This is a genomic window from Mucilaginibacter pedocola, assembly GCF_002013915.1.
Taxonomy (GTDB): Bacteria; Bacteroidota; Bacteroidia; order Sphingobacteriales; family Sphingobacteriaceae; genus Mucilaginibacter; species Mucilaginibacter pedocola.
Map to the genome: position 1 here is coordinate 466326 of NZ_MBTF01000034.1, position 19661 is coordinate 485986.

Sequence of the window (19661 nt, forward strand, 5' to 3'; positions counted from 1 at the left end):
CGTATTGTTTTATGCAATACGGCTTTTCCCTTATTTAGTAAATATATTATTGGTTCAGCAATCTTTAATTGCCTGTAAGATTTTTTTGATATGCCTGTTACCTAACGGTATAATATTTATCTGCCTGTACTTTTCCATCATTTGCTCCGCATGCCAGGCTATATGGCCGGCATTGGCCGGATAAGTTATTGATAGGTCGTTTACACATTGGTTCATGAAAGCAGTTACTAAACTTAAATCGGGTTCACTTTTCGCAGCAAAGCCATTCAGTATTTCCAATAACAGGTATTTTGGAGAATCATGAAATCTTAGCGCTTCGGTCTTTTCGTCCACCAGCAAAAACATCAAGGACCTTAATTGCTGCAAGCCCCATGATGTATCGACGTTCCAATAATGGACCTTACCCTGAACATCAAATGGAGCACGTTTACCCGCCTCAAATTTATTGATCAGGAATAAGAAGCCTTCCTCATTACCTAATTGTGCCAGCCTTTTAGCTGCTTCGATTTTCCGGCCTTGCTCGGTTGTTTCAGCCCTTAAGCATTCTAATAACCGGGCTGTAACTTGACCGGGGTAAACTGGTTCCAGCAATTTGACCATGAACATGAATAGGTAATCGTTCAAGTTCGTCACTGCTTCAAACAAAGGCAATAACCGATCATAGCCCCCCCCAAGAGAAATATATAAGGCCATGTAATCATCCACATGGTGGGTGTAGGACTTTTGGTGCTGGATAGCATCTAAAAGATAAGGTACAGCTTCTTTGATTTCAAGTTCCCTGCAAATTTCGAACTGTGTGCCGAGAACATCATAATGCCGCACCCCGCTGGCCAGATTCTGTAAAATTTTTATTTTTAAAATTTCTTCCCGGCCAGCAAAATGCTTGAGCAATAAATCGGTCACAGACTTTCGCCGATTCAATTCCCTATGATGCATCCCACCGTAACCCTCCGTGTTAATCCGTGAAAATTCAAGTAGAGTTTGATCGCTGGTCGGCCATTGATGTTCCGCCCATATTTTCATTAGCAATCCAGCCAAAAAAGCGGCATTATGTTCGCTATTGATATTGATTTCCGTAAATGGAAAACTAACGATTTCTTCATCATAGTAACCCCTCAGCATTTCTTGCACCTGCCCTGGATAGTAACGATTGAGATAGCCAGTAAAAAGCCGTTCTCCTCGCCAACCTTTAAAATACACCTCATCGTCAACGGCTTGCAGACAAGTTTCCAGAGAAGCTGTTTTTTCCTCTGCCTGCAAGCTGATAAAATGCGTCAAATAACTGGAGAGTAAAGGGTTCCTTGGATTATCTTCGTCGAATCTCGTATGCAAGGTATTGGTCTTGATAACAGGACCGCCTGCTATTTTGAATAGTTTAATGACCCCTTCCCGGAAAGCTTCCTGCGATGCAATAAGATGAAGGTCGTTTTTACGTTTACGTTCCTCTAATTTTTGCCAAGTATTCGCTTTAGGATCGGGCTTGTCAACGAAACCAAATATTTTTTCACCGAGTTCCTCCAACCTTTTTGAATCATCGGCGCGGCCGCTGTAATAAAGTCCGTTACTAAAGTCGCGAAATCCCCGCTGATCTAAACACCCTTCTTCTACCGCGTAGAATAACGCGTCAAAACAATCAGGGTGCATCGCGCCGCAGTAAGCATAATTATGACGGTGACCTTCGTAAAGCGGTAGTAAAGCGATCTGCATACCGAGGGAATGAGTTTGCGTCAAGTCCAAAAACTCCGACATTTCGTTAGGCTCCCGGTCAAAATTATGCCGTCCAGTATGGGCAAGATAGTCAACGACAAGGAATATTATTAGTGGATCAATGCGGTAAATTTCAGCACATACTTTAGTCAGTGAATGGTAAAAGGCTTTGGTGCCGTCTTTATCATCGCGGAACATTTTTTGGAACGCCGATCCTTTGACTACATCCAATAATTTTGAGATATGCTTCAGTTCTCTTGTGGCCAGCAATAAATCCAGCAGGCGTTTTTCAGAACCGAGGTGGATCGTGCTGACGTTGTGTTGGCGGAGCGGCTCAAACCCACCCAGCAACCAGTCATAATATTGATCAGTCAACTGGTGTGCAGCCAAGTATTGGTAAAAACCCTGACGGAATTCATGGGATTGTTCTAAAGTCGGATTTTCAAAAAGGCGTATTAAAAAACCGTTATCGCCCAGTTTGTAGTGCGCCAATGCTTCCAACAATAAACGCCCGAGATCCGCATTGTTCAAGACCGGCAATACCTCAATAGCGAAAGCAGCGTACCGGCCTGCCTGTGCCTCGCTCAATTTAATATGCCGCAAGGTACGACAAGCCACAATTTTAACGATCATCACCGCATCACTGCGCAGAATGCCAAGGAGTTCATTCACGACCGCATCATCGTTACCCGCGAAAGCAGCCAAGTCAGCTTCGTCTATTATAACCAAACGGGCCTGGTACCGGATCGCCCGGCCAAGTATTTTCTGTAATACCTCTAAACGAAAGACATTATTGAATTTACTGCCCTCGCTCAATGCTAACAATTCGATGTTGTCGGCTTCAATCACCTTGACCACTTCCTCACGGTCGGGATCATTTTCGGGCAACAAAGAAAGGTATGTCGCCAACGTTTGTATCCATTTCCTACTAACCTTTTTGATCTTATCGCCTAACGTGATTAGGCTAATTACAGTTGCCACGTCCAGCTTATGCAAAGCCAGCGCCGCTAATTGTTCTTGAAAAATAGCGTTGATAAATGACCATTGCGGGCCTTTAATATTTAAGATGGAACTTTGCAGCAATAAGTCCGTTTCACCCTGTTCAAATAATTGTTGCAAGTCGTCTTCCGAACAAGCATTCCACCCCTTGATCTGCAAAAGTAAAGCGAATTGCTGCAATGCTATTCGATATTTAACGCGGTGTTTATCCAGGCTAAGTCCTGAACGCAACTTGCGGCCTGCCGAAATTTGTAACGATTCATCAACAAAACGATTGGTGATCGCCATTTTATTTTTTGGCATTTCTGTTGCCAAATCGCTAAACCATTTGGCCAGATTGACCAAATAAAAAGGGGTACCCAAGAGATCGGCGACACCTAAGCCATTCATATCACTATAGAAATTCATGGCCTTCTCCCGGCTGCCCAACAATGGCTCCAGGTAATCAAATATCTGCCGCATGTGCAGTTCGAGCAGTTCATAAGCCTCAAAACTTTTTAGCGTTGTTGCCAGGTTCTGATATTTATAAAACATCGTCCGGCAGGACACCGCCAAACGCACTGCAGGGTGTTCCTGTTGAAAGTCCCTTATATGGCCAGCTACGGTATCTAAGTGCTCTGCCGCTACTTCGTCCAAGCCATCGATCAGAATAATAAGATCCTTCGCGGGCACTTCCCGCCATGTTCCAAAGTTGATATCTAATAATTGATGAACCGGTAATACCGAGCAAAATTTAAGGTCGAGTATCAAAGGAACTAAGCCAAGGTCAAGGCGACTCAAATCCCAAGCAGTTTGTCTAAACAAACTGCTTTTACCTTCATAAGCTTCGGCAACCAAACAAATTCTTTTATAATCTGCCGGAACTGCCAGTACAGCTGCCAATGTTTGGGTGGAACGTGGTGTGTCAGAGGCATGCCAACGGTCTTCACTGACCTGATCTTCAAAAGGCTGGATGTGACGGGTGATAAATCCCTGGATCGCTAAAAGTTCAGGTGCCGTGAATGCAGGTTTGAAACAGTTAGCAATTGCTTCAGCTTGCCCAAAATATTTTTCAACGAGCAAATAATGCCATTCCAGACGATCTTCTAATCGTTGACGATCCCAAACATCGAAAGCTATCCCTTTTTGTTCCCGTAGAGCAATTTTTTGTTGGCTGATCCAGGTTTGCACCGCTGGTTTTTGCAGATCCGCTGAAGTGCTAATAATAAAGGTTTCGGTCATTGCCGCAAAGTCACCCGACAAAAATACGCTAAGCGCATCTTTCAGTTTGGCCAGAGTCAGGTTCGTGTGCTTGCATTGTATGCAAATATATTTTCCGGTGGACTGCTGAAAAGAAAGCAAATCAATTCCTGCCTGAAAATGCCCCTGCCGCAGGTATTCTTCTATGGCTGGATCTTGATGATCTTCCCGATATAAAAACAAGCTTACCCGCTGAAAATCTTTCCAATCCAGCTTCTCCCAAGTAAATTCCTTTTTATTCATCCGGTAAAGATAAATGATTTTCGGACGGCTGTTGTTCCGCTAACGCGTTGGCTGCCGCGATCAGTTGTGGGATCATTTCCCGGCAATATCTTTCAAGATCTGCTGTATTGACCGGTACTTTTGTGTTCAGGTGGTTTTTACGAACTGTTTCTAAAGTTTCAGGTCCGATCATACCTGCTATTTGTGGCAAATGGATGATGAGATCTTTTTGGAGCTCGCCTAAAAACGTCGGTCGCATCAACTGGTTCATAAACGCCGTTGCGTCGGGCAATTCCATATCTTCCGGAATAACACCGTTCAGATAATCTTTCATTAACTCCAAATTCTCGGTAAGTTGGTATTTACCTGTAAGGTCATACGCAAAAAATGGGTCTATTTCTGAATAATCCCGGACAATCTCCGAGATATTCTGTTCTAAACGCGGCAATTGTGGTTGTTTAAAGATAGCGCGTTTGATTCCTGCTGCTATTACAGTAAACATTTCACTTAACTCAGCATCCGTTCTTTCTGGCTCAATAGCTTTTATGGTAACGCACATTTGTTCCATAGCTTTAGTAACAAAAGGTTCCGCGCTGATCTCTTTATCTACCCAATGCTTTAATTCCAGCATGTTATAAAGCAAACGGTTAAGCCGTTTCTTTTCCTGCTTGCGTTCCTCGCGATTAGTATTCCAGCGCCCTAAAACCCATACCAGTAAGCCTGAAATAACTGCGGTAATAATTGGTAAGTAAGCCATGATGAATAATTTAGGTTGGTCAAAATAAGAATTGCATGGAGAAATATTGCATTGAGCCTTAAAAAAGGCTCAATTGAACCTTACTCACTTCCATCGCAGCAATTGCTTTCAGTGTCTTACGCAATACATCCTGTTTGTAATTGGTGGTATCGGTGTCACCCAAATATTTCGTCATCTGCGCTTTCACATCTGCCAGCGCAGCGTTTAGCGACGCATCGCGGTCAGGGTACTTTTTGCAGAAAACACAAAGCGGCCCGCTGCTTCCAGCAGTTCCAAAAGTCAGCCTTAAAGCATAAGCCCAAATTCCGTTCGGGCCATGCCCGATACGAATCTCACTTTGCTCCAGCTGAATATCTTCCCGGTCTAAAAACTTTGGCGAAGAAAACCAGCCGTATTCATTAAATGCAATATCAGTAAAACCAAACTCCAAAGCCCGGCGGTGCTCGTTTAGGTTCATCGTAATCTTGCGAAAACTTTCCCCAAATGAAGCGAAATAATCCAACTGCTCAATATCACCGGCTGCAATAGCGGTAACTATTTCTGCCATAATCGCCTTTTCGTAAGGCATCAGGTGACCATCGCTGATGTAGCTGTCGATGGCAGCCTGGGACTGAAGGGTTAATGCGAACTTTTCCATAAGCTAAGTATTAAGTTTTTATTGCCCTGCCGCGCGGCACGGTTGCCTGTCAAGGGCCGCGGCTCCGCCGCGGTTCATATACCCTTGACAGGCAATCCGTGCAAGCGCGACCTTTGCAATCCCAAAACTTAATGCTTAGCGGGAAGGTACGCCCGCCGTCCCAACTCGAGCGCCGCCATCAGCGTGGCTGCTTTTGCCACACCAACGCCCGGAAAACGGCAATAGTCTTCCGCTGTCCGCAGCGGCAATCGCGAAGGTTCATCGCCCACCGATTGCATGATCCTGCCACACAAGTCCAGCACCGAAAGTTCCGAACTGCCCGTGCCTAACAGGATTGCCAGCAACTCCGCATTGCTTAAAGAACCCGCACCCAAAGCATGCAGTTTTTCGCGCGGCCGGTCATACTCCGGTATCGCCATCATCCCTTTCGGTTCTTCATCTTTCAAAACCTCCATTCTGGCAGGTGGCAATTCCAGTTGCCCGTAAGCCAGTTTGCTGAGCACCATCGAAAAGGCTTCCACGAACACCGCCAGGTCTTCTTCCCAGACCATCACCGTTTGCCGGTCATACCGCTGCTCATTCTGGTACTGCTCACTCGACGTAATCAGCAGGAAATGCTTATTGTTCACCGCCCGTTTAATATCAATAAAGTAATGCTTTCTCCCGTGGTTGAACGTCTCGCTCGCCAGGTTAGGATAATTAGTTTGAACTGCTTCCATCGTCTTTCAGGTATTTGTCCGCCACAAAATTGAACACAACCCCAACCATTTCGCGGAATTTGCTGTTGTTTAATCGATTATATCCGTATCAACCCGTGCCGATGCCATCCATGAAAGAAGAAACAACCCTTACCGAAGAGCCCAAAACCTGCCTGGAATGCGGGCAACCGCTGGGTGCCGGGCGCAGCGACCGCAAGTTTTGCAATGAATTTTGCCGCATTGCCCACAATAACCAAAAGCGCAAAGAAACCCAGGTAAGTGATACGGAAAACAGCAATCCGGACAACCCCGATTTCCGTAAAGTCTACGACATACTGATCAAAAACCGGGAGATATTAATGATGGGCTATCTTTATCAGGGGAATACTGCCGAATTGCGCGACCTCCTGGGCAGGGGATTCAACCTGAAATACTTTACCACCGAATATACCGACCCGCAATATGGTACCTATAAATTCTGCTTTGACTATGGTTACCAGATCCACAATGAACACGTAGTTATTATGGAGCGCCGCGAGGAAATATTTTTGCCACATCATCCCTGACAAAACGATCATAGGCTGACACCAAATAATCCCGCAACTGCCGTTGTTTTGGTCAGCGCAGGGACGGCTTCAGCCGCCTGCGCTGGCGAAGCGCAACTAAAACTGCGGCTGTTGCAACAGCGGGAAAAGCGGGTGAACCGTAGCGGCGTGCGCGATAGCGCGCAGAGCGAAGGTGAACCTGCTTTGCCCGCGATTACAGTCGGCAGGCTGGCCTTTAGCAACAGAAAAATACTAAGCCAGCTTCGCCAATTTTTCTGCTATCGCCTGCAGCAAACCAATATCAGGCTGCATACTTGCGGGTGAACCTAAAACCCGGTAGTTACCTTCTTCATCGGGTTCAAATACAAAAGGCTGCTCATTGACCGAAACGGCAATACGGTAAGTATACCCGTACCGCTGAAAAGCCGCAGGAAACTCCAGCGGCTTATTTTGATAGGTTAGTTCCAGGACAAAAGGTTCGTTCATTGCACTTTCACTTGGTCTGTTGAGGTAATAATAATCTCCGGCTTGCCACGGTACTCGATAACCTGGCCGCTTACGCTGACCACCTTTCCTTCTAAGGTATTGGCCAATGCTTTCGTGTCACCCTTAAAAGCTAAAGTCAATAATTGGTTCGGATAGGCCGCCCCCATGTTCGCAAGCACCATACTGCTGATATCCTTTACGCTGTAGATTTTGCCTTGCACACTTACATTTTTGCCAGTAAAGTTTTTCAGGTCCTCCAATTTTACCAGGCCTGCCGGTACTGCTGCCTGAACAGGGGGAGCAGCCTTTACCTGCGGCACAGCTTCATTGCCAAATAATTTATTCAGTTCACCGGCCAGCCGGATACCCGCCTGGTCAATACGCTGGCGCACCACGGGGATATACTTTTTATAGTAGGCCTCATCAATTTCCTGCCCCGGTTTGGTTGCAGCATAAAGCTGGGTGCTGATTTGATAACTTTCCCAAAGCCATTCCAGCGGGCTGTCCTTCTCCCAAGCTGCGATTTGGGCGGGCGTAGCAGTATCATAGGTTTTGGCAATATCCGCTTCGCTCAAACCCTCATGATCAATCAGCCGGCTATCCCATAGCGTATGCAAATTTGTTCCCTTATTGTCAAAACGAACCTGGATCGTGTTGCCCCCTTTATCTTCCTTTCCGGCAACATGCATCGGCTGATGCGCATCGCCTACTAAATGGATGAGGTATTTCAGGGCTTCGTTCTTTTGCTCAACGCTTAAACTCTTGTCCTTTAATTGTGCTTCTGTTTTCACAATGGCTGAATAAACATTGCCATCGCTTTGGGAAACCAATTTGACAAACTGGTCGTGGCTCAGCCCTAACGGAAGGTTCATAAAATGCCAGGGGGCGGTTGCCCGGTCCTTGTTCTCATCCGCCCAGGTTGAAACGTCTGCCAGGCTGCTGCCGCTTAAATAAGCAGAAACCACATAGGCAGTATTACTCGTCAAATGTTTTTGCGCGATGGTTGCCACCGCACGGTGGCCCTTAAATCCCCAGGAAATTAAACACAAAGCACCGCTCAGGGCCAGCGCAGTTAAAAAAGTCTTTTTCATTCAGATAAAATTGATTTGCGCTAAATACGGCGCAAGCCTTTGTGTATTGGAAAACGCACGAAATTCAACAATCTTATTGGCTTCCGTATCATAAAACACCTCCACATAACAGCCCGGCAACGAATACAATTGAATCCTGCGGCCATCTTCCTCACGGTCAGCGAGGAAAGCCCCGCGCCATACCGCGTCGGCTTTTTCGTTCAGGTTGAGGGCTTCAAACTCGTACAGCGTCATTGGCCAAAAGTAATTATTTCAGCCTGAAATGCCGGAATTTGAAAAATGGCCATCACTCAGAAAAGCACTTGATCCAGCGTTTGTTCTCGTATAAAGTAGACTGGTAAATTCTGCTCTCCGGGTTTTTCGTGATCCCCTTTAAATAACCTTTAATTGTTTTGAACACGCTCCGCGGCATTTGCTGGCTGACCGTGATCCGCTTGATAAGCGTCAGCGGAATATCAATATCATAAAAGCTCTCCGGGTGGTTACCTTCGAGAATGATACGGTATTCTTCTTCGCAGCGGTAAGGCCATCGCTTCGTAAACGGCATCTGTTCCAGTTTGATCACAGCTCCTTTACCCTCCACATCGGAAAGTTTCCGGTATTTGACAAGGCCATGCCTGATGCCCGGCACATCTTCCAGGATGGCCAATAATTTAGGGGCATCAAATTCGATCATACAACCGCTCCCGCCCCCTGAAAAGGTTTTCCAGTGATGCACCGTATCATCGCCATGGGAAAGGCAAACCGCATGTAAACTCTTTATGCCTTGCTGGTTTTTGTAAGAATTGATCACCGCGGAATCATTCTTATCATCCCACAGGTCAGGTGTAAGCAGGGTCAGTTTTTTCCGGTCCAGCATATCCAGCAAGATCGGCAGGGTAGTGTAACGCTTGAGTTTAGTGATTTTCTTCATGGCTTTGCGATCATACGGGATTAACGGTGTACAGTAAATATACAACGCCACTAACAAAGAATATATCATCAAAGCTTGGATGACAAACAAAAAACCGGATCGGCGTTTACTGAACTGATCGATAACCGCATCGGAAACCTATTATTGCTAAGCTTAACTGACTGAAGTTTAGTTCAGCTGTTTTCGAAAGGCACGTACATATTTGCCTTTATGAAAAGCCCACTTTTTATCCTCATCCAATAAAACTTCAAATACATCTTTACTCATACTGGGGCCGAATCCATGGAATATCATTACCAGGATCATATCATAAGCACGGAATATCAGTTTGTTGACCGCGGTTAACATGGCAGTGCTTTCGAAGCCAATCGTATTCCCGTTTTGCCTGTTCTTCAATTGCTCATCCAGTTGTTTACGAGAAGGATGTACATATGCGCAGGCTTTATAGAAAAAATCTTTAACTTCATCGCGGAACTGTTGCTGTTCAGGCGGCGGGAAAGGTGTGCTGTACCGGTCGATAACTTCAATAGATGAATTTGGAATACCATTGCGCAGGTGGTCAAGTTTATCCTCCAAACCAGCACCCATTTTTTCGTAGTCGATAATTACATATTTGGTTATTAGCTCTATCAGATAACGCAACTCTCTTTTTGGGATATTATGAATACCGTTTTCCACCAGGGTTAGAATGCCCAATGCCGATTCGTTGAGTTCATCGATCACATGGATGGTTAAAAAGTTATCGTAAATGTGTCTTGCACGGGTGCTGTAAATGGAAATACTACGAAGCGTTTCTGCAAAATGCAATGTAATCTTCTTCAGGTATTTAATTTCATCCTGATAGGATTTGGATTCAAATACTTCCGCATGGTGCCTGCTAAGTTTATCAGCCATGGCATCCCTTACCGACGCTGCCCATTCTTCCAAAGAAAAGTTTTCCTCCATGCCTTATTAATTAAAACCGGCTTGCTGCCCTGTCGCACAAGCGTCATTCCATTTGTAAACTTTTATCTTCTGCATAGCTGTAATAAGCAGGATGTATAGTAGCACCTGATTTAGGCCTCCTATGCCAAATACGAACCTGACTTGGTTATTCATCATATGCTCGTCTCTAAAAATAAAAGAAATCAATTATAGTCACTGCTTATATTGAAAGATATCGGCTGTTAATGACTAAATAATTCCCGGCTAAACCTGGTATACCAAAGCTTGGAGTACAAAGCCTACACACTGATTGCATTATAGAATAATAATTTACCTGAATACTTGACATCAATTGCGGATTGCCTAACTTACAATCAACTTTTGATTGACGCCCCGCTATTCCAAATATTAATCAAAGAGCTGGACCTTTAATTTGATAAGCCTTGTTTGACATTGAAACCATCTTAGCAGACTGCCCTCCATTTAGGATAACCGTGGAGATCGGCCTGAAAGAAACCGAATTGGAGATCGTGCCGCATTGGTCCGGTAATGAATATTACTGTAGCTTTTACGTATTCCATGAAGGCAGGGAAGCCGGAACGGTAATCAGTACCGATATTAATGAGTGGGCGTGGTTAACCAAGCCGGGACCCGAATGGCTGGCTCAGTATATCGGAAATGAAATCGACTAGTATTACCTGTAAGCTGCACCCATAGAAACAAAGAAATAAACTAAAAAAGGTTGGATTGTGCCGGACCTGCCTCATCCTCGCCATAAACCGGCAACTTACCACCCCAATCATACAGCGCATCCCGCTGTTTGCCCTCCGGCTGTTCTTTGCCGCCACGAATAGAGAATACCGGGTAATGCACCAGGTCATCGGATGGGATACTATAATGAAAAAATTCCTCCATATCATCGTCGCCCAAATCATCCAAAACCCAGGCCTGCTCCATTTCCCTGGTCAGGAATAAAGGCATGCGGTGCTTATTATCGCCATCATTATGGATCCACATCATCTTCTCGTTGGGACCGCGCGTGAGCATCGAAAATGAGGCGAAATTATAAATATCGCCCGTTTTCTGGTCCACCTCCTGGCTTACCTGGTACAAAGCCGGCACATAAAACTGCTCCCGGCCCGCGATACTGATATGATAAGGGATCTTATTTTTAAAGCCTTTGACCTTACGGTGTTCAAAGATGCCCGTAGCCGGGATCAGGCAGCGGTTCTTACGCAAACGGTACCAATAAGATTTTTTGTCTTCGATCACTCGCTCTGAGCGCGCATTCACATAATTCCTTCGTTGGGCCTGGCGTTCCCTTGGGTTGTCAATAAAGACAGGCACCACGCCCCAGCCCATGTTCGCCAAAGCCAACATCTGACGGTTAACCACAATCGGGTGCGTCGGCAAAACCTCGCAGGTAACATGGATCATATCATTCGGGTAATGCGCCAGATCGGGGGCCAGTTTGATCCCCTGAAAGTCTTTAGTGACCAATTTTATCTCTGAGTGAAAGCTGATATCCCTGCACATGCTGAATTATTTTATCATATCATAAAAAAGCGCCGTATGGCTTTGCTCACCCGAAGTGATCTCTGCTTTTAAACGGCCGTGTTCAACAAATATACGCACATCGTAGTGATCTTCCTTTTTCATGCGGATATAATGAATATAGGCCGAAACGTTTTTTACATAGGCTTTTTTCAACCTTTTTTCATGAAGCGCATCTATCGTACCATTAAAGAATAGGTTCAGTCCCGAACCGTTTTTCAACAGTTTTACAACCGCCTGGTATTGGTTGAGGTCGAGCAGGTTTTGCATCTTGCCTTCTTTAGCTGCCAGCTCCGCTTCATGGCGGCGGGCTTCCTGCTCATCCGCATAAGCGGATACCAGGAATGTTTGTTGCGCAGGCTGACCCGGCCACTGAAAGCGCTGGATCACCACATGGGGTTTGCCCATACCCATCAACTTTTTCAGGGTATCTTCCTTGATGCGCAAAAACGGATTATAAAACAAGCTATCAGTCATTTAGCCCAGCCTCCAAATTTATTTTCAAATATAAACAAAATGCTAATATTTTTAGTATTAGTTTTGTTATCCGTTTTGAAAACGAATAAAAATAAAATTCTGATGTGATTAACAACGAAGGTTGAACGAAGATAATTAAGGCAAAATGAGCACAGACCGCCAGATCATCCACATGGACCAGGACGCATTTTTTGTTTCCGTGGAAGTCCGTAAAAACCCCCAACTGACTGGCAAACCGGTGATCATCGGCAGCCTTTCCGACCGTGGCGTGGTCGCTTCGTGCAGCTATGAAGCCCGAAAATTCGGTATCCACTCCGCCATGCCCGCGCGCATGGCGCGGATGCTCTGCCCGCACGGCATCTGGATCCGGGGCAACATGGACGAATACTCCAAAGCCTCGCATGAGATCACCGAGATCCTCAAACAAAATGTCCCCCTTATTGAAAAAGCCAGCATCGATGAGCATTACATCGATATGTCCGGCATGGACAAGCATTTCGGCACCCTGCGCTATGCCAAGGAACTGCGGGCAAAAGTCATGAAAGAAACCGCGCTGCCGATCTCCTTCGGGCTTTCCGTCAACAAAACGGTATCCAAAATGGCCACCAACGAATGCAAACCCAACGGCGAACTCAATATTGAAAAAGCCGTCGTGCAGCCCTTTTTAAACCCGCTATCCATCCGTAAAATACCTGGGCTGGGCGAAAAGACTTTTATCAAACTGAGCGATATGGGCATTAAACGCATCTATGAACTGTCACAGGTGCACCCCGAATACATGAACAGCATCTTGGGCAAGAACGGCATCTGGTTGTTACAAAAAGCCAGGGGCATCGATGATTCGCCTATTATCCCTTACCAGGAACAAAAATCCATCGGTACGCAAAGTACCTTCAAAAATGACAGCATCGACCTCGTATCCATCAATTACCTCCTGACCGCGATGGTCATGGAACTGGCTTTTGAGCTGCGCCAGAAAAAGAAACAGACCGCCTGTATCACCGTAACAGTCCGCTATTCTACGCGGGAAGACGTGACCAAACAGTCCAGCATTCCCTATACCGCGCTGGACGGGCCATTGATCAGCAAAACGAAAGAACTCTTTAAACAGGCCTATCAAAAACGGCTTCTCATCAGGCTCGTGGGTGTCCGCCTGTCCAGCCTGGTCAACGGCTTTGAACAGATCGACCTGTACAGCGAATCGGAAGAACAATACAGCCTGTGCCAGGCCATGGATAAGATCCGCCGCCGCTTTGGCCCGGATGCGATCAAACTGGCCTCGGGCATCAACCTCAATCTGTAAGGCTATGTACCTGAACGTCCATTCCCAATACAGCCTCCGCTACGGCACCCTGTCCATCCCGGCGCTGGTCGAAGAAGCCGTTGCCTGCGGCGTGACCCAAATGGTGCTGACCGATATCAACAATTCCACCGGCATCATGGAGTTTATGCGGGAATGCGACGAAAAAGGCATCAAGCCCATTGCCGGGCTGGAGTTCCGTAAAAACAAGCGCCTCCTGTATTTCGGCATCGCCCGCAACAAAGAAGGCATGAAGGAACTGAACGATTTCCTGACCGAACATAACCTCGAACAAAAGCCCTTACCTGACCTAGCCCCGGGCTTTCAAAACGCTTATGTAGTTTATCCTTATGGCCACCCGGAACCCTTAAACGAAAACGAGTATTTAGGCATCCGCCACGAACAGCTCAACAGCCTGTTTAATAAGGATATTACCTCCATAAAAGATAAACTACTCACTTTACAGCCGGTTTTTATCGGCGATAATATCGAATACCGCCTGCACGAATACCTGCGCGGCATCGACCTGAACGTGGTATTGACCGAGGTTAGCCCGGAAGATAAATGTAAAAAAACAGACCGGTTCCTGCCGCCCGGCCAGCTGGAAGCTAAGTTTGCACGGTATGCCTTTATCCTGGACAATACCCGCAACCTCATGAACCGCTGCGTCATGGATTATCCCAAAGGGCGGGTCAACCTCAACCGCCGCACTTTTACCGGCAACAAAAAGAACGACCGCGAACTGCTGGAAAAACTCGCGCTCAGCGGCATGGAATACCGTTACGGCAAAACCAATAAGGAAGCCCTGAAAAAAGTAAAGCATGAACTGAAGGTCATTTACGAACTGGACTTTTGCGCTTATTTCCTCATTACCTGGGATATCATCCGTTACTCCGGCTCGCAGGGCTATTACCATGTGGGGCGTGGCTCCGGTGCCAACAGCATTGTGGCCTACTGCCTCAAAATTACCGATGTTGACCCCATAGAACTGGACCTTTATTTTGAGCGGTTCCTTAATGCCCAGCGGACTTCCCCGCCCGATTTTGATATCGATTATTCCTGGGATGAGCGGGAAGATGTACAGGATTACATTTTCAAACGTTACGGCAGCCAGCATACCGCGCTGCTCGGCACTATGTCCACCTTCAAAGACCGCAGCATCATCCGGGAGATCGGCAAAGTGATGGGCCTGCCCAAAGCCGAAATAGACGGCTTTACCGACCAGACGCGCGCAGCCGTTAACCAGAACAACGATACCTTCCGGAAGATCGTCGCCATTCATGAACGCATGGCCAATATGCCCAACCAGCGCTCCATCCATGCCGGCGGCGTTTTGATCACCGAAGAACCCATTACGTATTATACCGCCCTTGACCTGCCGCCGAAAGGCATGGCCACCGTGCAATGGGATATGTACGAAGCGGAAAAGATCGGTTTCGACAAATACGATATCCTGAGCCAGCGCGGCATCGGGCATATCAAAATGGCCGTCCAACTGGTCGAAGAAAACCAGCAGCGCAAGATCGATATCCACCAGGTCAAAACCTTTATGCAAGACCCCTTAGTGAATGCCAATCTCAAAAAGGGAAATACCAAGGGGTGCTTTTATATCGAATCACCCGCCATGATGCAGCTCAACCGTAAACTCCAGTGCGATAACTACCGTGTCCTCGTTGCTGCCAGCTCCATTATCCGCCCCGGCGTAGCCAGTTCCGGCATGATGGGAGAGTACATCAAGAACCACCATAACCCCGGCCAGGTGAAATACCTGCACCCCGTGATGGAAGAACAACTCAAAGAAACCTATGGTGTGATGGTTTACCAGGAAGATGTGATCAAGATCTGTATCCACTTCGCCGGGATGGACGGTACCGATGCCGATATCCTGCGCCGGGGCATGAGCGGCAAGTACCGCTCCAAAAAAGAGTTTGACCGGCTGGTAGAACGTTTTCATGAAGGTGCCATCAAACTTGGCCGCGCCGAACACATTGTGAAAGAAGTATGGCGGCAGGTATCCTCATTCGCCGGTTACAGTTTTTCCAAAGCACACTCCGCCAGCTTCGCCGTGGAAAGCTACCAGAGCCTTTACCTCAAAACGTATTTCCCCAGGGAGTTCATGGTCGCCGTCCTCAATAATTACGGCGGCTTTTACGACCGCGCACTCTACGTACAGGAACTGCAGCGTTCAGGCGGCATCGTGCACCTGCCCTGCGTGAACAACAGCGACAGCCTGGTGAACATCGGCGGCGTGGATGTCCACCTCGGCTTTGTCGGCATCCATGGGCTGAACGAAACCTTCATCGAACTCATACCAACAGAGCGCAAACTCAATGGCCCTTACCAGAGCCTCGAAGATTTTGTCAAACGTACCAGCATCGGTTTAGAACAGGCCATTACCCTCATCCGCGTGGGGGCGCTCCGTTTTACCGGCAAAAGCAAAAAAGAACTGCTGTGGGCCATACACCTGCTCCTGGGCAACAAATCCAAACCCAGCAACAACGCAGAACTTTTCCAGGTAGAAGCCAAAAACTATGCCCTGCCCGTGCTCGTCAACACCCAGCTGGAGAATGCCTACCACGAACTGGAACTGCTCGGTTTCCCCATCAGCATGACCCTGTTCGACCTGCTGCAAACCGATTACCGGGGCGAGATAGGCGCTAACGACCTCATCAACCACGTAGGGCAGACCGTCAAAATAGTCGGCGAATATGTTTGCGAGAAAACCGTACACACCAAAAACAACCAGCGGATGTGGTTCGGCAACTTCCTCGATGCCGAAGGCAATACCTTTGACACCGTACATTTTCCCAACAACACGCCGCAATATCCTTTCCGCGGCAAAGGCTGCTACCTCATCCTCGGCAAGGTCGTCGCCGAATTCGGCTTCGCCAGCCTCGAAGTACAAAAATTCGCCAAGCTGCCCATCTTACCCAACCCCGTAATCTCTTAAAACCAACCCCATGGAAAGAATCAATATCCAATGCCTCATCGGCGGAAAAGAAACCCAGCTGCAGTTAGACAAAAAGGCCATGCCCGGCGAAAACGGCCCCTGTTTCATGATCACTGCGGATGGCTGCTTCAAAGGCTATATAACTCAAAAGAACGGAGCCTACCAGCCCATTGGCAGCCTTTACTTTATTATAGAAGACCTGCGGGCCATAGCTGAACAAATCGAAAGGCAAACTTCTTCCGCCATATAGCATTGGGCAGTTGCCAATTATTATTTAGCTTCGTTTATGGAAAACAGCCAAACGAAGAAAATGCTGATCCTGAGAGCCTGCGGTTCGGCCGGCGAGGATAAAGAATGCGTCAATATCAAAGCCCAAGCCGAGCTTTATGGTATATCCGTACATGATCATTGCCCAAAGACAAACGAAGAATTGATCCAGGCACTTAACGGCGGCGAAACCTTTGATTATATTTATTTAGCCAGCCATGGCAATGAAGAAGGTTTTGGGAATGAAGATGGTACCATCGATCTAACCTGGATGAACTTTGGTACACAGCTTTGTACTGCGACGTGTATGAACGAAGATTGTATTATTTTGCTGTCCTGTTGCCGGGGCGGCTTGAACCAGGTAGCGTACACTTTATTCTACTGCTGCGAAAAAATTGCCTATATCGCCGGGCCAAGGCAGAGCCTTTATCCATACGACTTACTGATCGGGTTTAATATATTGTTATATAACCTGGAGCACCGCGGCATTGACCCGATAGTTGCCTGTGAAAAGATAAAAGCCGGAACTGATATCCGCTTCGTTTGTTTTGACCGGCTGGAGACCGAGTCGGAACCTGCTTACTGGATGCACATCAAACGCTTCAATCCAGAAACGCTAAATCAGGTAAACGAGGCCAAAGAAAAAGCAAACGAAACACCCGCCTATATCCCGCCGGAAGTAAGCGGATACGTAAAAAGCAAAATCGTTCCCTGAAAACACAACATAAAATCATCATCATGACACCTATAGCAGAAAGATTTTTACAAATATTCAAAGACACTAATACTGCACGCAATGCGATCCTTATGCCGCAGGTTATTACTCTTCAGGTAAATAAATGGCCTTTTGAGTTGCGTGAAAAGGCAGGCGAGGCTTACCAGACCTTAGCGGATGAAGAATACTTAACTTTTGAGCACAACAAATACAAGTTACTGGATAAAGGGTTTGATCACCTGTATGCAGATCAAAGCATTGCTCAGACGAGGCAGCTTGTTCTCGGCTTGTTTGAAAAGAACAACCTGAAACCCGGCCATATCTTACCCCATGGCGTATTGAACAGCGCGAGGTTAAAATGGAACGCCTATCACCAGGAAAAACTGGGTACCACATTAACGGACCTACAAAAGGAAGGTGATCTTGGGTTGGAACAGTTGGGTTACCGCTTGCTTAAATAAAAAGCGAACTACACCCAGGCCGGTGTTTTTTCCCAACCCGCCGGGAAGCCCATATAGCCAAGGTTGATCTTGGGGTACTCCGCGATCAGGGCCTGAAACTTGTTCACTAAACTGTGCTCCGGATTAATCACATTCAGCAGCCGGATCATGATGCTCAATGTGCCATAATAGCATGTGTTAAAATTTTCATCTATAGTGCCGCTGAATTTAAATTCTTTGCGTTCGGGTACTTTGAACCTATCCGCAGTCGTCCGGCGGTTCCAAAGGCGGCCATGGTGTGCGCAGATATTACGGATATTCGTCAGGTAGAGGAACCAGCTGGACAAATACAAATGCGGTATGCCGAAGCCGGAAGCGACCGCTTGCTTTTCGGCGCTGTTCACCAATGCATCGTACAGCCGGGCGATCTTGCCCATAGATAAGATTTCCATCGCCATATTGGATGGTGGTAAGCGTTCAGCAGTATACTTGGACTGGAACTTTTTGATGAATAGTTCTGTCGATTTGTCGAAATTCTCCTTTACTTCTGCCATGATAAAGGCATGGGTATCCAAATATTTTCTCGGCATTTCCATTTCACCCTTTTCGACTCTTTCGATAACATCCTCAGGCGGTGTCAGCCGGCTGTAGTGAGCGGCCTCCGTATACCAGTAAAAGTCATGCTTCGCGGAATAAGTATTGGTCAGCAGGATTCGCATCGCCACTTCGATCCGTTCCAGGTAAGAGGCAGTCAGATACCTTAGTTTTTTATCAAAAGTATAAGTATCGATGATATCATCGAAAGTAGTGCCGTCTTTAAACTGGTGGCTGCCGTCATTGGCCTGCAGGTGGTACATATAACCACTTAACCTGTAATAGCCTACTGTTGTCAGATATTTGGCAGCACGCGCTTCATCAGGAATCGCCAAACCTCGATTTTTGAGCAATTCGATCTGCTCATCACAGGTGGTGGAAGGTTTGGTGTATCTCATACGAAAGTATAGGGCAAAAAAAAGCCCCGCAAGTGTGCTTAACTTTCGTCATAGGCATGCGAGGGGTTATTGATACAAATATAAAGTTTCTTAAATGGATATGCAAAAAAAATTTACATGTCTATTTAAGTAGTAAAAACTCGGCCTGTCCAATGCAAAAACTTGAGATCATCATTTACCTCGGATACTCGTGATCATCTTCTCCAAAAATTCAGTGGCGATCTCCTTATTCCGCGGCTCCGCCCGTCCCGCGATACTGCGGATCGTATCCCAGGAAGTATCCGTCTTCCAAGGTGTCGATAAAAAGGAGCCACCGCCTTACAAACCTTGCGAAAACTTTTACCCAAGATAAGCTTCACGTCAAAAGCCGATTTCAAAACGATCCCTAACTTGTCCGCGCTTAAAGAACATAACACCTTATCGAAAAAGTTCGCGGCGTAGGTTTAGCGCTGCTCTAACCAAGCCCTCAGAACGCGCAGATACCAAAGATTTATCCAGCCATGACGTAAAACATGCTTTCATGGCCATGCTTAAACCCATACTGACATTGCCAATAACCGTACTGATCTCGTGCAGATAATGCAGGCACTCATGAAAAAGCGCCGGTAAATTCTCTTGTTGTAACTGTTTTTGCACAGGCTCCGGTAAATATAAATCTACCGGTTTTAAGCCAACCTCATGCCGGAAGCGCCGGGTGTTGATGCGAAAGTAATATTGGTTTTTAAAATAGCCCCTCAATAGGTTTTGC

21 protein-coding genes are annotated in these 19661 nt (G+C 46.7%); 7 read left to right on the plus strand and 14 right to left on the minus strand.

Annotated elements, in window-relative coordinates:
- Positions 1 to 54: 54 nt before the first annotated feature.
- The 4 genes from BC343_RS22495 to BC343_RS22510 form a co-directional block, all read right to left on the minus strand.
- Positions 55 to 4188 (minus strand): NACHT domain-containing protein, encoded by a 4134-nt coding sequence (locus BC343_RS22495; RefSeq protein WP_078350035.1) that lies wholly within the window; start codon positions 4186 to 4188, stop codon positions 55 to 57.
- Positions 4181 to 4924 carry a hypothetical protein gene (locus tag BC343_RS22500; RefSeq protein WP_078350036.1) on the minus strand — a complete coding sequence of 248 codons (744 nt, stop codon included), beginning with the start codon at positions 4922 to 4924 and terminating at the stop codon, positions 4181 to 4183. The genes BC343_RS22495 and BC343_RS22500 overlap by 8 nt, the downstream gene beginning before the upstream one ends.
- A gap of 58 nt (positions 4925 to 4982) precedes the next feature.
- Positions 4983 to 5561, minus strand: coding sequence for a hypothetical protein (locus BC343_RS22505; RefSeq protein WP_078350037.1), 579 nt, complete (start codon positions 5559 to 5561; stop codon positions 4983 to 4985).
- 128 nt (positions 5562 to 5689) lie between these two features.
- Positions 5690 to 6280, minus strand: a complete 591-nt coding sequence (locus BC343_RS22510) for a UPF0758 domain-containing protein (RefSeq protein ID WP_078350038.1) — start codon at positions 6278 to 6280, stop codon at positions 5690 to 5692.
- A 110-nt stretch (positions 6281 to 6390) separates the two neighbouring features.
- Between BC343_RS22510 and BC343_RS22515 the strand changes: the two genes are divergently transcribed.
- Positions 6391 to 6825 (plus strand): hypothetical protein, encoded by a 435-nt coding sequence (locus BC343_RS22515; RefSeq protein WP_078350039.1) that lies wholly within the window; start codon positions 6391 to 6393, stop codon positions 6823 to 6825.
- 231 nt (positions 6826 to 7056) lie between these two features.
- Here the strand turns inward: BC343_RS22515 and BC343_RS22520 are convergent, their stop codons facing one another.
- The 6 genes from BC343_RS22520 to BC343_RS31105 form a co-directional block, all read right to left on the minus strand.
- Positions 7057 to 7290, minus strand: coding sequence for a hypothetical protein (locus BC343_RS22520; RefSeq protein ID WP_078350040.1), 234 nt, complete (start codon positions 7288 to 7290; stop codon positions 7057 to 7059).
- A complete protein-coding gene (locus tag BC343_RS22525; RefSeq protein WP_078350041.1) occupies positions 7287 to 8381 on the minus strand; it encodes a S1/P1 nuclease in 1095 nt (364 codons plus the stop codon). The genes BC343_RS22520 and BC343_RS22525 overlap by 4 nt, the downstream gene beginning before the upstream one ends.
- The gene (locus tag BC343_RS22530; RefSeq protein ID WP_078350042.1) at positions 8382 to 8615 is read right to left on the minus strand and encodes a hypothetical protein; all 234 of its coding nucleotides are present in this window, start codon (positions 8613 to 8615) and stop codon (positions 8382 to 8384) included.
- A 52-nt stretch (positions 8616 to 8667) separates the two neighbouring features.
- Positions 8668 to 9294, minus strand: coding sequence for a hypothetical protein (locus BC343_RS22535; protein WP_078350043.1), 627 nt, complete (start codon positions 9292 to 9294; stop codon positions 8668 to 8670).
- Positions 9295 to 9462: 168 nt separating this feature from the next.
- Complete coding sequence (locus tag BC343_RS22540; RefSeq protein WP_078350044.1) at positions 9463 to 10239, minus strand: hypothetical protein; 777 nt, start codon at positions 10237 to 10239, stop codon at positions 9463 to 9465.
- A gap of 6 nt (positions 10240 to 10245) precedes the next feature.
- Positions 10246 to 10395, minus strand: a complete 150-nt coding sequence (locus BC343_RS31105; protein ID WP_156088769.1) for a hypothetical protein — start codon at positions 10393 to 10395, stop codon at positions 10246 to 10248.
- A gap of 317 nt (positions 10396 to 10712) precedes the next feature.
- On the opposite strand from BC343_RS31105, the gene BC343_RS22545 reads away from it, so the two are divergent.
- Positions 10713 to 10910: a hypothetical protein gene (locus tag BC343_RS22545; protein WP_162276917.1), complete on the plus strand. Its 198-nt coding sequence runs from the start codon at positions 10713 to 10715 to the stop codon at positions 10908 to 10910.
- 40 nt (positions 10911 to 10950) lie between these two features.
- On the opposite strand, the gene BC343_RS22550 is transcribed toward BC343_RS22545, so the two are convergent.
- The gene (locus BC343_RS22550; RefSeq protein WP_078350046.1) at positions 10951 to 11754 is read right to left on the minus strand and encodes an SOS response-associated peptidase; all 804 of its coding nucleotides are present in this window, start codon (positions 11752 to 11754) and stop codon (positions 10951 to 10953) included.
- Between the two features lie 6 nt (positions 11755 to 11760).
- On the minus strand, positions 11761 to 12249 hold the full coding sequence (locus BC343_RS22555) for a hypothetical protein (RefSeq protein ID WP_078350047.1): 489 nt from the start codon (positions 12247 to 12249) through the stop codon (positions 11761 to 11763).
- Positions 12250 to 12394: 145 nt separating this feature from the next.
- Between BC343_RS22555 and dinB the strand changes: the two genes are divergently transcribed.
- The 5 genes from dinB to BC343_RS22580 are packed head-to-tail and all read left to right on the plus strand — an operon-like array spanning position 12395 to position 17942.
- Complete coding sequence (gene dinB / locus BC343_RS22560; protein WP_078350048.1) at positions 12395 to 13552, plus strand: DNA polymerase IV; 1158 nt, start codon at positions 12395 to 12397, stop codon at positions 13550 to 13552.
- A gap of 4 nt (positions 13553 to 13556) precedes the next feature.
- A complete protein-coding gene (locus BC343_RS22565; RefSeq protein WP_078350049.1) occupies positions 13557 to 16499 on the plus strand; it encodes a DNA polymerase III subunit alpha in 2943 nt (980 codons plus the stop codon).
- Between the two features lie 10 nt (positions 16500 to 16509).
- Positions 16510 to 16749, plus strand: coding sequence for a hypothetical protein (locus BC343_RS22570; RefSeq protein WP_078350050.1), 240 nt, complete (start codon positions 16510 to 16512; stop codon positions 16747 to 16749).
- 36 nt (positions 16750 to 16785) lie between these two features.
- Complete coding sequence (locus BC343_RS22575; protein ID WP_078350051.1) at positions 16786 to 17481, plus strand: hypothetical protein; 696 nt, start codon at positions 16786 to 16788, stop codon at positions 17479 to 17481.
- A 23-nt stretch (positions 17482 to 17504) separates the two neighbouring features.
- Entirely contained in the window at positions 17505 to 17942 is a 438-nt protein-coding gene (locus tag BC343_RS22580; RefSeq protein ID WP_078350052.1) for a hypothetical protein, read from the plus strand.
- Positions 17943 to 17950: 8 nt separating this feature from the next.
- Here BC343_RS22580 and BC343_RS22585 read toward each other — a convergent pair whose 3' ends face one another.
- Together BC343_RS22585 and BC343_RS22590 are read right to left on the minus strand one after the other, a co-directional pair.
- Positions 17951 to 18913, minus strand: a complete 963-nt coding sequence (locus BC343_RS22585) for an Abi family protein (protein ID WP_078350053.1) — start codon at positions 18911 to 18913, stop codon at positions 17951 to 17953.
- Positions 18914 to 19330: 417 nt separating this feature from the next.
- Entirely contained in the window at positions 19331 to 19651 is a 321-nt protein-coding gene (locus BC343_RS22590; protein ID WP_078350054.1) for a hypothetical protein, read from the minus strand.
- Between the last annotated feature and the right edge of the window lie 10 nt (positions 19652 to 19661).

Bases quoted from the DNA above. Each gene is read 5' to 3' on its own strand.
- BC343_RS22550 (WP_078350046.1), bottom strand. From the start codon at position 11,754: ATGTGCAGGGATATCAGCTTTCACTCAGAGATAAAATTGGTCACTAAA.
- BC343_RS22530 (WP_078350042.1), bottom strand. From the start codon at position 8,615: ATGACGCTGTACGAGTTTGAAGCCCTCAACCTGAACGAAAAAGCCGAC.
- BC343_RS22555 (WP_078350047.1), bottom strand. From the start codon at position 12,249: ATGACTGATAGCTTGTTTTATAATCCGTTTTTGCGCATCAAGGAAGAT.
- BC343_RS31105 (WP_156088769.1), bottom strand. From the start codon at position 10,395: ATGATGAATAACCAAGTCAGGTTCGTATTTGGCATAGGAGGCCTAAAT.
- BC343_RS22520 (WP_078350040.1), bottom strand. From the start codon at position 7,290: ATGAACGAACCTTTTGTCCTGGAACTAACCTATCAAAATAAGCCGCTG.
- BC343_RS22575 (WP_078350051.1), top strand. From the start codon at position 16,786: ATGGAAAACAGCCAAACGAAGAAAATGCTGATCCTGAGAGCCTGCGGT.
- BC343_RS22495 (WP_078350035.1), bottom strand. From the start codon at position 4,188: ATGAATAAAAAGGAATTTACTTGGGAGAAGCTGGATTGGAAAGATTTT.
- BC343_RS22565 (WP_078350049.1), top strand. From the start codon at position 13,557: ATGTACCTGAACGTCCATTCCCAATACAGCCTCCGCTACGGCACCCTG.
- BC343_RS22535 (WP_078350043.1), bottom strand. From the start codon at position 9,294: ATGAAGAAAATCACTAAACTCAAGCGTTACACTACCCTGCCGATCTTG.
- BC343_RS22580 (WP_078350052.1), top strand. From the start codon at position 17,505: ATGACACCTATAGCAGAAAGATTTTTACAAATATTCAAAGACACTAAT.
- BC343_RS22570 (WP_078350050.1), top strand. From the start codon at position 16,510: ATGGAAAGAATCAATATCCAATGCCTCATCGGCGGAAAAGAAACCCAG.
- BC343_RS22525 (WP_078350041.1), bottom strand. From the start codon at position 8,381: ATGAAAAAGACTTTTTTAACTGCGCTGGCCCTGAGCGGTGCTTTGTGT.
- BC343_RS22505 (WP_078350037.1), bottom strand. From the start codon at position 5,561: ATGGAAAAGTTCGCATTAACCCTTCAGTCCCAGGCTGCCATCGACAGC.
- BC343_RS22585 (WP_078350053.1), bottom strand. From the start codon at position 18,913: ATGAGATACACCAAACCTTCCACCACCTGTGATGAGCAGATCGAATTG.
- BC343_RS22500 (WP_078350036.1), bottom strand. From the start codon at position 4,924: ATGGCTTACTTACCAATTATTACCGCAGTTATTTCAGGCTTACTGGTA.
- BC343_RS22515 (WP_078350039.1), top strand. From the start codon at position 6,391: ATGAAAGAAGAAACAACCCTTACCGAAGAGCCCAAAACCTGCCTGGAA.
- BC343_RS22510 (WP_078350038.1), bottom strand. From the start codon at position 6,280: ATGGAAGCAGTTCAAACTAATTATCCTAACCTGGCGAGCGAGACGTTC.
- BC343_RS22540 (WP_078350044.1), bottom strand. From the start codon at position 10,239: ATGGAGGAAAACTTTTCTTTGGAAGAATGGGCAGCGTCGGTAAGGGAT.
- dinB (WP_078350048.1), top strand. From the start codon at position 12,395: ATGAGCACAGACCGCCAGATCATCCACATGGACCAGGACGCATTTTTT.